The organism is Corynebacterium coyleae (assembly GCF_030408635.1).
Classification (GTDB): Bacteria; Actinomycetota; Actinomycetes; order Mycobacteriales; family Mycobacteriaceae; genus Corynebacterium; species Corynebacterium coyleae.
This window is the reverse complement of the sequence record NZ_CP047198.1, coordinates 1,738,275-1,749,943: the sequence shown is the minus strand read 5'-3', so window position 1 is coordinate 1,749,943 and position 11,669 is coordinate 1,738,275. Positions and strand designations below refer to the sequence as shown.

Annotated in this window: 10 protein-coding genes; 1 reads left to right on the top strand and 9 read right to left on the bottom strand. The window is 62.4% G+C overall.

Annotated elements, in window-relative coordinates:
* Positions 1-21 precede the first annotated feature (21 nt).
* Positions 22-552 (bottom strand): VIT1/CCC1 transporter family protein, encoded by a 531-nt coding sequence (locus CCOY_RS08465; protein ID WP_208856598.1) that lies wholly within the window; start codon positions 550-552, stop codon positions 22-24.
* Positions 553-764: 212 nt separating this feature from the next.
* On the bottom strand, positions 765-2,231 hold the full coding sequence (gene glnA, locus CCOY_RS08460; RefSeq protein WP_371326164.1) for a type I glutamate--ammonia ligase: 1,467 nt from the start codon (positions 2,229-2,231) through the stop codon (positions 765-767).
* A 45-nt stretch (positions 2,232-2,276) separates the two neighbouring features.
* Here glnA and CCOY_RS08455 point away from each other — a divergent pair, with 45 nt between their 5' ends.
* A complete protein-coding gene (locus CCOY_RS08455) occupies positions 2,277-2,756 on the top strand; it encodes an RDD family protein (RefSeq protein ID WP_070771549.1) in 480 nt (159 codons plus the stop codon).
* Between the two features lie 27 nt (positions 2,757-2,783).
* On the opposite strand, the gene CCOY_RS08450 is transcribed toward CCOY_RS08455, so the two are convergent.
* The 7 genes from CCOY_RS08450 to CCOY_RS08420 form a co-directional block, all read right to left on the bottom strand.
* Complete coding sequence (locus CCOY_RS08450) at positions 2,784-3,575, bottom strand: DUF4191 domain-containing protein (protein WP_092100307.1); 792 nt, start codon at positions 3,573-3,575, stop codon at positions 2,784-2,786.
* A gap of 43 nt (positions 3,576-3,618) precedes the next feature.
* Complete coding sequence (gene lipA / locus CCOY_RS08445) at positions 3,619-4,662, bottom strand: lipoyl synthase (protein ID WP_070570133.1); 1,044 nt, start codon at positions 4,660-4,662, stop codon at positions 3,619-3,621.
* A gap of 5 nt (positions 4,663-4,667) precedes the next feature.
* On the bottom strand, positions 4,668-5,453 hold the full coding sequence (gene lipB, locus CCOY_RS08440; protein WP_070484036.1) for a lipoyl(octanoyl) transferase LipB: 786 nt from the start codon (positions 5,451-5,453) through the stop codon (positions 4,668-4,670).
* Between the two features lie 33 nt (positions 5,454-5,486).
* Entirely contained in the window at positions 5,487-5,873 is a 387-nt protein-coding gene (gene gcvH, locus CCOY_RS08435) for a glycine cleavage system protein GcvH (protein WP_070422154.1), read from the bottom strand.
* A gap of 2 nt (positions 5,874-5,875) precedes the next feature.
* Complete coding sequence (gcvT, locus tag CCOY_RS08430) at positions 5,876-6,967, bottom strand: glycine cleavage system aminomethyltransferase GcvT (protein ID WP_092100305.1); 1,092 nt, start codon at positions 6,965-6,967, stop codon at positions 5,876-5,878.
* Positions 6,968-6,984: 17 nt separating this feature from the next.
* Complete coding sequence (gene gcvP, locus CCOY_RS08425; protein ID WP_092100304.1) at positions 6,985-9,837, bottom strand: aminomethyl-transferring glycine dehydrogenase; 2,853 nt, start codon at positions 9,835-9,837, stop codon at positions 6,985-6,987.
* Positions 9,838-9,936: 99 nt separating this feature from the next.
* The gene (locus CCOY_RS08420; RefSeq protein WP_244268620.1) at positions 9,937-11,637 is read right to left on the bottom strand and encodes a dihydroxyacetone kinase family protein; all 1,701 of its coding nucleotides are present in this window, start codon (positions 11,635-11,637) and stop codon (positions 9,937-9,939) included.
* Positions 11,638-11,669: the final 32 nt, after the last annotated feature.

Here is an 11,669-nt window from a genome sequence, read left to right as displayed (position 1 = left end):
TCGCTACCGCCACTCTGGACGCTAAAGTGCAGCGGCGCCGAAGAGCGAACCCACCGCAAAAGTCATCGCTAGGCCGAGTGTTCCACCGACGACGATGCGCAGAACCGGGCGGAGCACCGGGGAATCGCCAAGCTTTGCCGACAGTGCGCCGGTGAGTGCAAGCGCAACGAGCGTCACAGCGAAGATCGACACAATGCGGACGGACTCCGGCGCCAGTATCGCGGTCACAAATGGCAGCACCGCACCCAAGATGAACGACAGGAACGACGCGATACCGGCTGACCATGGATTGACCTGCTGGTGCTCCGCAAAGCCCATGGAGCGCTCCGAGTCGCGTTGCGACGACACCGAGACGTATTCGCCAAGCGCCATCGACACAGCACCACCAACGACGGCGGCCAAACCGGACATGGCAATCGTCGTCTGGTTCGCGGTCGCGCCCGCTACACCCACGACGACAGCCGCCGTGGAGACAATGCCGTCGTTCGCGCCAAGGACGGCCGCGCGGAGGCGGTTGAGCCGCTCGCTGGTGCCAGGCTCAACGTGCTGCATCGGGTGCAGGTCGTACACCACCGGGCAGTCGGCGGAGCAGTCATTGGGGCGTGCCATCAAATCAGTCATAGCGCCCACTATGAACCCATTGTTTTGCCTGCGCAAGCATGTATAGCCTGACCTTCCGCAGGTCAGGCTATACAAAGTTATCTAAGGCTTAGCGGAGAACGAGGCTATTTCAGCCACCATCGAGCCGCTGTTTTGCCTCTGATTTAGCAGTCGAAGTACATCTCGAATTCCTGCGGCGTTGGACGCAGGCGCACCGGGGTGATCTCGTTGTCGTACTTCAGCTTGATGTAGGTCTGAATGAGATCCTCGGTGAACACGTCGCCCTCGGTGAGGAAGTCATGGTCAGCCTCAAGCGCCTGCAGGGCAGCCTCAAGCGAGGTCGGTGCCTGCGGGATGTCCTTGGCCTCTTCTGGTGGCAGTTCGTAGAGGTCCTTGTCCACCGGGGCGTGCGGCTCGATGCGGTTCTTGATGCCGTCGATACCAGCCATGAGCATGGCTGCGAAGCCGAGGTAGGGGTTGCCCGACGGGTCCGGTGCGCGGAACTCGATGCGCTTCGCCTTCGGGTTCGCACCCGTGATCGGGATGCGGATGGCAGCGGAACGGTTGCGCTGGGAGTACACCAGGTTGATCGGGGCTTCGAAGCCCGGCACCAGGCGGTGGTAGGAGTTCAGCGTCGGGTTGGTGAAGGCGAGTACGGCACCTGCGTGCTCGAGCAGGCCGCCGATGTACCAGCGGGCGATGTCGGACAGGCCGCCGTAGCCGGACTCGTCGTAAAACAGCGGCTCGCCGTCCTTCCAGAGGGACTGGTGGGCGTGCATGCCCGAGCCGTTGTCACCAGCGAGCGGCTTCGGCATGAACGTGACGGTCTTACCGAACTGGGTGGCAGTGTTCTTGATGATGTACTTGAAGTCCTGCAGGTCATCCGCCGCATGTAGCAGGGTGTTGAAGCGGTAGTTGATCTCCTGCTGGCCGCCGTTGCCCACCTCGCGGTGGAAACGCTCGATCTCAAAACCGGATTCAGCCAGGTTGCGCACCATCGCGTCGCGCACCTCGACGGTCTTGTCGTGCGGCGGGACGGGGAAGTAGCCACCCTTCACACGGTTCTTGTAGCCCAGGTTCGGGCCGCCATCGACGTCAGCCTCGGCACCACGGTTCCACCAGCCTTCTTCCGCGTCGATCTCGTAGAACGCAGTATGGGCGTCCACCTCGTAGCGGATGGAGTCGAACAGGTAGAACTCGGCCTCGGCGCCAATCGAGCAGGTGTCTGCGATGCCGGTGGAGCGCAGGTACTCCTCGGCCTTCTTGGCTACGTTGCGCGGGTCGCGCGAGAACGGTTCGTGGGTGAACGGGTCGTTGACAAAAAACTTCACGTTTAGCGTCTTCGAGCCACGGAACTGGTCGAGCTTCGCGGTGGCCAGGTCCGGCATGAGCGTCATGTCGGACTCTTCGATCGTGGTGAAGCCGCGGATGGAGGAGCCGTCGAAAGCGAGGCCCTCTTCCATCACGTCTTCGTCGAACATGGAGGCCGGGATGGAGAAGTGGTGTTCGATGCCGGGCACGTCGGTGAAGCGCACGTCAACGAATTCCACCCCCTCGTCGACAATGAACTTTTTAACGTCTTCGATGTTGTCGAAGGACACGGGCGGTACTCCTCGTCGGTCGGCTGTCATAAGCGGTTACAAGTGTAGACCTGTACACCGCTAGGCTCATAGAGTATGGCTGCTAATCGACGACCTGACTGGCGCAACGGCCCAGAAATCCCTAATCAATTCAACGGCGAGGACCATCTGCCGTCCTATCCGGGGGAGTTCCTCGGCATGCCGGAGAAAGGTGCCGGCTCGCAAGCATCGGTGGCGCGACGCATGGGCGGGGTGCTCATCGACTGGACAATCTGCGCCATCGCCGCATCCCTGATCACCCAGAACACCTCAGCGTTGGGGGACAAGTACACGCTGACCTACCTGCTGTGGATCGTGCTGGGAATCCTGGGAGGCTGGTTGTTCGCCCGCACCCCAGGTATGGCTGCGCTCGGCATGGGGGTGGCGCGTGTAGACAAAGAGGCGCCGGTGGGACTGTGGCGCGCAGCGTTGCGCACCGTCCTCACCGGCTTCGTGTTGCCCGCAGCGCTTGTCGACGCCGACGGGCGCGGCATGCATGACCGCGCCACCACCACAACAGTGATCCGCTCCAGGTAGCGAGCGGATCATAGGGGGATTCGGGGGTTACTTTCCGCCCTTGCGCTCTTGCATACGGCGCATCTTGCGGTTCATACCCGCCATGTTCTGTGCCTGCTTTGGCAGTGGACCACCCGGCAGGCCCGGCATCTGGCCGTTGCGTGCGCGTGAATCCATTGCGTCCAACTTCGCTGCGAGGTTGTATACCTCGTTCTTCTGATAGTTCTTCGGCAGCTTCAGCAGGTGCTTCTGCAGGTCGCGGGTGCGCACCTGGTCTTCGCCTTCACCGACATACACCTCGTAGATCGGTACACCAGCCAGCAGACGGTCGACGCGCTTGTGCTCCTTGGACATCAGGGTCTTCAAACGGTTCGGGTTACCCTCGCCGACCAGGACCACACCCGGGTTGCCCACTACGCGGTGGACGGTGTCCATGTGGGTATTCGCCTGCACGCCGGTCTTAGTCAGCCACACGATGCCCATCGTGTTGCGCATGTTCTCCAGTGTCCAGCCGGCAGCGCCTGGGGTGTCGCCGACCTCTTCGTACATGGAGCGCTCCAGGCGGCGGGAGAAGACAAACATTGCCAGCACGGCACCCAGAACGAGGCCGAAGACGAGCCAGAGCCACTTCATGCCCCACCACAGGCCGAGGAGGAAGAATAGCAACCCGACGCCGAGCACACAGGCCAGCATGATCGGGATAAGCGCCTTGTCGCGCTTGCGCTGAATATTAAACGCCTGGACGATTTGCCCGCGCGTTGCCTTGCTCTTCGCGCGCTTCGCCGCGCGTTGTTCCTGTTTCGCAGCCTTTGCGGCTGCCTTGTCCTGCGTCTTAGCCATGGCCAATACTGTATGCCACAGCTAAGACGCGGGCCAAAGACCCCTAACGGGTCTCTACAGGGTGGTCCTCAGACGCGCCGTACTTCTTCAGCAGCGACGAGGCTTCCTGCGCGGTCTCACCCTGAGACGTTTCCGCGAGGTGCTTCAGGTTCTCCGGCAGTTCGAGCCCACGGTGCTTCATTGCTTCCACGTAGAGCTTGCCTGCACGGTAGGAGGAGCGGACCAGCGGGCCGGACATGACAGCTCCGAAGCCCATCTCGTAAGCAGCGTCGCGGTACTCGATGAACTCTTCCGGCTTCACCCAACGATCGATCGGGTGGTACGTCGGACCTGGGCGCAAGTACTGCGTAATGGTGATGATGTCGCAGCCGGCATCAACAAGGTCGTTGAGTGCCTCCAGGACCTCTTCACGGGTCTCACCCATGCCGAGGATGAGGTTGGACTTGGTGATCAAACCGAAGTCACGTGCCTGGCGGATAACGTCCAGAGATCGCTCGTAACGGAACGCCGGACGGATGCGCTTGAAGATGCGCGGGACAGTCTCCAGGTTGTGGGCGAAGACCTCAGGGCGTGCTTCGAACACTTCCTGGAGCAGATCCGGCTTGCCGGAGAAGTCCGGGGTGAGATTTTCCACGCCCGTGTGTGGGTTGAGTTCGTGGATCTTGCGAACGACCTCTGCGTAGAGCCATGCGCCCTCGTCTTCGAGGTCGTCGCGGGTCACACCGGTGATGGTGGAGTAGTTCAGGTTGAGGCTCTTAACCTCTTCTGCCACGCGACGCGGTTCGTCGCGGTCCAACGGATCCGGTTTGCCGGAGGCGATGTCACAGAAATCGCAACGGCGCGAGCAACGCGATCCGCCGATGAGGAACGTTGCCTCACGCGATTCCCAGCACTCGTGAATATTGGGGCAGCCGGCTTCCTGGCACACGGTGTGCAGCCCCGCTCCCTTGACCTTTTGCTTCATGTCCTCGTATTCGGGACCGGTCTTTACAGAGTTGCGGATCCAGCGTGGTTTCTTCTCAATTGGTGTCTGCGAGTTGCGCGCCTCAACGCGCAGCAGCTTGCGTCCTTCTGGTGCTACAGTCACGCCCCCTACCGTACATGTTTTGTCAAACCCTTCGACGGGTCCGGCCGAGTGGCAAACGTATGGTCCGCAACCACCAGTTCACCAGCCAAAGCTCGCTTGAGTTCGTGCACGACAGGGCCAGCCATATCGGCAGGCGAGATGTCGCGTCCGAGTTCGAGCGACATGGTGGTCACGTCGGCGTCGTCGATACCGCAGGCGACGATGTGTTCGTAGTGTTCGAGGGTGTTGTCGCAGTTCAGGCTCAGCCCGTGCATGGTCACGCCACGGGTGATACGGATGCCAAGTGCTGCGATCTTGCGCTCACGTGTCGAGGCCTCAGGGGAGGCCGCCTTGGTTTCAGCGGGTACCCAGACGCCCGAGCGGCCGTCGATACGCCCTGCGGTGGTCACCCCGGCTGCCCGCACGGTTTGAATGAGGGCTTCTTCGAGGCGGCGCACATAATCGACGACGTCTACCGGCTCGGCCAACTTAATAATCGGGTACACCACGAGTTGGCCTTCGCCGTGCCAGGTGATGCGACCGCCACGGTCCACCGTCACAACCGGGACGGGGTAGGAAGCATCCGGCATATCCTCCGGCTGGGTGCGCTTGCCGGCAGTGAACGTGGAGGGGTGCTCCAACACCAGGATGGTGTCGCCCACCTCATCCTTGGCGCGCTGCGCGGCAATCTCGGCCTGAAGATCCCAGGCCTGCTGATAGTCCACGAGCCCCAGCTCGCGTACGTCAATGGGCGAGTCTGAGGCTCGGATGGACTTCTCTGCGGGGAAAAACGGGTCACGTGGCGCAGTCATGCGCCCAACCCTAGTCCCCGGCAGAGATGTGTACTACACGCCGTTAGCGGCGCCGTACTCGTCGGCGGTCATGAGCGGGCCGACCTCTTCGACCTCAACCTCGTAGAGCCAGCCTTCGCCGTACGGGTCGTTGTTGATGGCCTCATACGCGCCGTCGATGTCCTCGTTGACAGCGGTGACCGTGCCGGTGACCGGGGAGTACAGATCAGAGACCGACTTGGTGGATTCGATCTCACCGCAGGTTTCGCCTGCGGTGACGGTGTCGCCGACCTGCGGCAGTTCCGCGAACACAACCTCACCGAGGCGGTCAGCAGCGACGTGGGTGATGCCCACGCGTACGGTCTGGCCAACGGCGGTGTCCGGGGTGGCGTTGATCCACTCGTGGTCCTCGGAGTAGTAGAAATCCTGCTTCAGAGCCATGATTATGCGTCCTCTCGGGTGTAAAACGGGGTTGCTGCAATAGTAAACGGGTAGCGGCGTCCGCGGATATCAATTTCCACTTCGGTGCCCACTTCCGTGTGTGCCGGATCCACATGTGCGAGTGCGACCGGGTAGCCCAGCGTCGGCGAAGGCTGGCCAGAGGTGACCACGCCGATCTTGTCCTCAGTACCCGCCAGGTACACGTCGGATCCCTGGCGTGCGGCACGGCGCTGCTCAGACGTCAGACCAGCGATAACAACGCTCGGCTCGCGACCAGTGAGCGCCTGCTTACCGACGAAGTCCGCCTCCTTCTTTGCAAACGCCCGGCCCATCCCGGCCTCCACCGGGGTGATGTCAACGGTCAGTTCGTTGCCGTACAACGGCATGGATGCCTCGAGGCGCAGCGAGTCACGTGCAGCCAAACCACACGGGGTGCCAGCGTCGATGACGGCGTCCCACACAGCAACGGTGTCTTCGGCCGCGCAGAACAGTTCGAAGCCGTCTTCACCGGTGTAACCGGTGCGAGCGACAAACACGTCGACTCGCTTCGCATCGTCGACGGAAGAGAGGGTCATCCAGGCGCCGGAGTAGTACTCGAGTGCGCTGGCGTCGCCGTCCAAAAGTGGGGTGAGCACCTCGAGGGAGCGTGGTCCCTGTACGGCAACCAGGCCGGTGGCTTCGGAGTCGTTGCGCAGCTCGACGTCGAAGTCGCCCTTGCGTGCCTCGAACGCCGCCCATACGGCTGCGGTGTTGCCAGCATTGGGCACAACCATGAAGTGGTCGTCGTCGAAGCGGTATGTGATCAAGTCGTCGAGGATGCCGCCGTTTTCATCGACAATCATCGAATACTTCGCCTTGCCCACCTTCAGGATGGACATGTTGGAGATCAACGCGTAGTCCAAAAACGCTGCAGCGTCCTGGCCCTTGACGTCGATTTCGCCCATGTGGGACAGGTCGAAAATGCCAACGTCGTTGCGCACCGCGCGGTGCTCTTCCAACTCGGAGGCGTACTTCAGCGGCATGGTCCAGCCACCGAAGTCGGTGAAGGAGGCGTTGAGCGCCTCGTGCTTAGCAAACAGGGGAGTCTGTGGCATGGGTGTTCTCCTTACTCCTAGTTGTCGGTGCCGTTAGTGTCGTCAGTGATGTCGAAGGCCTCCGGCGGCGGGCATGCGCACTGGAGGTTGCGGTCGCCGAATGCTTCGTCAACACGACGCACTGGCGGGAAGTACTTCTGGTGGACGAGACGATCCACCGGGTAGGCGGCCTGCTCACGGGTGAACTCGTACGGCCACTCGTCACGGGCCACGCTGTGCGCGGTGTACGGCGCGTTGTGGACCACGGAGTTTTCGTACTCGATCTTGCCGTCAATGATCTCCTGGATCTCCGCACGGATGGAGCGCATTGCCTCGATGAAGCGGTCGATCTCAGCCAGGTCCTCGGACTCGGTCGGCTCCACCATGAGCGTGCCCGCAACCGGGAATGCCAGGGTGGGGGCGTGGAAGCCGTAGTCCACCAGACGCTTGGCCACATCGGCGGCGGTCACACCGGACTGATCGGTGAGTTCGCGCAGGTCCAGGATGCACTCGTGGCCGACAAGACCGTTGTTGCCGGTGTAGAGGACCGGGAAGGAGTCGTTGAGTTCCTTCGCAATGTAGTTCGCGTTCAGCACCGCGTGCGCCGTGGCACTGCGCAGTCCTTCCGCACCGGACATGGCGATGTACGCCCAGGAAATCGGCAGCACACCAGCCGAGCCAAACAGGGTGGAGGCCACCGGCACGCCAGCCGAGCCGTCGATCTCCGCAGCGGCCTGCTCCAGCGGCACGTTCGGGTTGGACGGCAAGAACGGGATGAGGTGCTCGGCCACACCGATCGGGCCAACGCCCGGGCCACCGCCACCGTGCGGGATGGTGAACGTCTTGTGCAGGTTCAGGTGAGACACGTCGCCGCCGAAGTCGCCAGGGCGGGCGATGCCGGTCAGGGCGTTCATGTTCGCGCCGTCGATGTAGACCTGGCCGCCAGCCGCATGCACCTTGTCACAGACCACGCGCACGTCTTCCTCGTACACGCCGTGCGTGGAGGGGTAGGTGAGCATGATGGCTGCGACGTGGCCTTCGTGCTTGGCCAGCTTCTCGTCCAAGTCGTTGATGTCGATGGAACCATCGGCAGCAGTCTTGACGACGACCACCCGCAGGTTCGCCAGCGTCGCCGACGCCGCATTCGTACCGTGCGCCGACGCCGGAATCAGGCAGATATCGCGCTCGGTATCGCCGTTGGCCACGTGGTAGCGACGGATCGCCAACAGACCGGCCAACTCGCCGTTCGCACCGGAGTTCGGCTGGACGGACACCTCGGCGTAGCCGGTGATTTCGACCAGCCAGGAGCGGATTTCGTCGATAAGTTCGCGCCATCCCTCGGTGTACTCGTCCGGGGTGAAGGGGTGCACGTTGGCAAAGTCCGGCCACGTAATCGCCTCAAGGCCCGCGGTCGGGTTGAGCTTCATTGTGCAGGAACCCAGCGGGATCATCGTGCGGTCCAGCGCCAGGTCCTTGTCGCCGAGTTCGCGGATGTAGCGCATCATCTGGGTCTCAGAGTGGATGCGGTTGAACGTCTCGTGCGTGAGGAACTCGGTCTTACGTGCGAGTGCCGCCGGGATACGAGACTCGCCGGTCGCAGCCTCAGCGCCGAAGCCGGCCAGCAGCGCCGCAATGTCCGCGTCCGTGGTGTCCTCGCCGAAGGACACGCCGACCGTGTTGTCGTCAATCGCACGAACGAGGTAGCCCGCCTGCGCAAACTTATCGACGACACCACGCGCCCCCTCAACTTCCACCGCAACAGTGTCGAAGAACTCGGCGTGCTTGACCTTCACGCCAGCCTTCTCAAGAGCGGCAGCAAAATCCGTCGCGCGCTGGTGGATCGTGCCGGCGATCTCCGTCAGCCCGTCCGGGCCGTGGTAGACCGCGTACATCGACGCGGTGACCGCAAGCAGTGCCTGAGCGGTACAGATGTTGGACGTCGCACGCTCACGACGAATGTGCTGCTCACGCGTCTGCAACGCCAGGCGGTATGCGGGGTAGCCCTCCGCATCCTTGGACACGCCAACGAGGCGGCCTGGCATCTGACGCTGCAACTTCTCACGCACAGCCATGTAGGCGGCGTGCGGGCCACCGTAGAACAGCGGCACACCCAAGCGCTGGGTGGTGCCGATTGCGATATCCGCACCGAACTCACCAGGGGACTCCAACAGCGTCAGCGCAAGAATGTCCGCGTCAACCGCAACCAGGCCGCCACGCTCGTGGATCGCCTCGATCACCGGACGCGGATCCGCAACGTCGCCCTCGGTACCCGGGTAGGCAAACACCGCGCCCACCAGGTCCTCGCCGACAACACCCTCGGTGAGGTCAACAACCTCAACCTCAAGATCAATCGCACGGGCGCGCTCTGCAGCCACGTTGATCACCTGCGGATGCAAACGAGCATCCAACAGCACACGGCGACCCTTCTTCACCACACGAGCCATCAGGCCAACTGCTTCCGCGGCGGCTGAGGCTTCGTCGAGAAGCGAAGCGTTCGCAATATCCAAACCAGTCAGATCCTGCACCATGGTCTGGAAATTCAGCAGCGCCTCCAGGCGCCCCTGAGAAATCTCCGGCTGATACGGGGTATACGCGGTGTACCAGCCAGCATCCTCCACCACACCACGACGAATCACCGGTGGCGTGAGAGTCGAGTTAAAGCCCTGGCCATAGAACGCGCGCAAGACCTTGTTCTTGCCAGCCAACTCACGCAGTCGAGCCTGAGCCTCGTATTCCGTAAGCGCATCCGGCAGATCAAGCGGCTGCTCAGCCAGGATCCCGCCTGGCACCGCTGCAGCAATCAGCGCATCGATACTTTCGTAACCCAGCGCGTCCAGCAATTGCTGCTGTTCATCCTGGTTTGGGCCAATATGACGGGAAATGTAATCCAACTGAAGGCTCCTTATCTCGGGGCGTACGAGCACGCCCAAGCATAGCGGGCAAACACGTCCGTGACACCCACCAATAAGACAAAGCGGTCTACCAGGGTTTTAGAACTCCCTCACGTCCGCTGCACCAAACAACCACGTCACCGCAATCGCGCCGGGATCCGGCACGTCCTTTGCGCTTTCTCCCAGGTAGGAGGCCCGGCCCTTCTTCGCCTGCATACCGCGGGTGGACTTTGCGCCCTCGACGGCAGCTGCAAATACGTGCTCAAGAACGTCCTCCACAGTGGCAGCGCCATCGAGCGATTCGGTGGCCTTTGCGGCGGGCACGAGCGCGTCGATAAGCGTGTTGTCGCCCTCCTTCGCGCCACCGAGCTCAGTAATGGCAGTCACGCCGTTTTGCAGGCCCTCAGCCAGCGCCTTGCCAAACGCAGCGCCGTCCGCTTCCCGCGAATCCACATTGGCGCGCTCAAACACGTCAGCCATCTCGCGGAAGAACGTGCCCAGCACCGCCCCCGACGTACCACCCGCGCGAACCAACATCCGATGGGCGAAGAAGTTCAGCACCTCGGAATCATTGCCCCGAATCGGGGTAGTCATATCACCGAAGGCCGCCTCCATGTTCTGGCCAAAGTCGCCATCGCCGGCCTCGCGGTCTAGCGCCGTCAGGTCGTCGTAGGCAGCTGCGAGGCGATCCACAAAGGCCGAAAGCCACACGTTTGCCTCGCCACTGTCTGGCTGCTGTTCGTCGTCCGTCATCGTGGCGTCGGAATACTGCGGGTCACGGACCAAATCAGGCCAGGCTGGTGCCTGGGTTTCCGCGTCGAGCAGGCTGATGAGCTCGTCGTCAAGCGCCGTGACTGTAAGCGAAATACCAGCCATGTTCAACGACGTCACTAGCGAGCCACGCATTCCGCGACGCACCGTCACGCCACGATCCGACAGCTGTTTGAGCGCCTCGCCGAAGACCAGATCGAGCTCCAGCTCGCTTGTGCCACCCAGGCCGTTGACAAAGAGCATGGCATCACCCACCGCAACACCACTGTCCTTGAGCGAAGCCAGCACCGCATCGAGTAACTCCTCAACCAGCGCCTGCGCCGACGGCTTCGAATCTGCCTGATCACGACGCTCCACACCCGGCTCACCGTGAATACCAACACCGACCTCAATCTGGCCCTCCTCCAGATCAAACGTTGCACGGTCGCTGGTCGGGGAGTGGCCAGGCTGCAGCGCCACCGCCATGCTTCGCGACTGATCCGCCGCCCGCTGCGCAACCTTCGCAACTGCGTCGAGGTCGTCGCCACGAGCCGCTGCAGCGCCCGCAATCTTCTCGACGATCACCGTCGCCCCCGTACCCCGCCTCCCCGGCGAGTCATCGTTATCGATCTCAGTGGCCACATCGTCAGCCACCAACACCTGCTTCACCTCCGCATCGGCGTGGTTGCCCGCCACGGTGAAGTTCATGACGTCGCCCGTGTAGTTCTTCACCACATGCACAACACCACGGCCACGATCTGCCCACTCCGTTGCCGCGCCAATCTGCACCGCGTTCGGGGACGTAAACAGCAGCCCCGGGCAAGCCGCGTCCAGCATCCCCTCGCCGACGAACCCGGCGTGCATCGGCTCGTGGCCCGACCCGCCGCCGGAGATGACGGCGACGCGGGCGGGGGAGTCGTCGTCACGCAAAAGCCCCACGAACCCCTCGTTGTGCCACTCCGCAAAAGGATGCGCGGCCACAAGGCCGCCGAGTGCCTCGCGCATGAAATGTTCAGTGTTGTTGCGGAAAGATTTGAATGTGCCTGTCATGCGCGCCAGTGTAAACATAAAAAGAAGGCCCG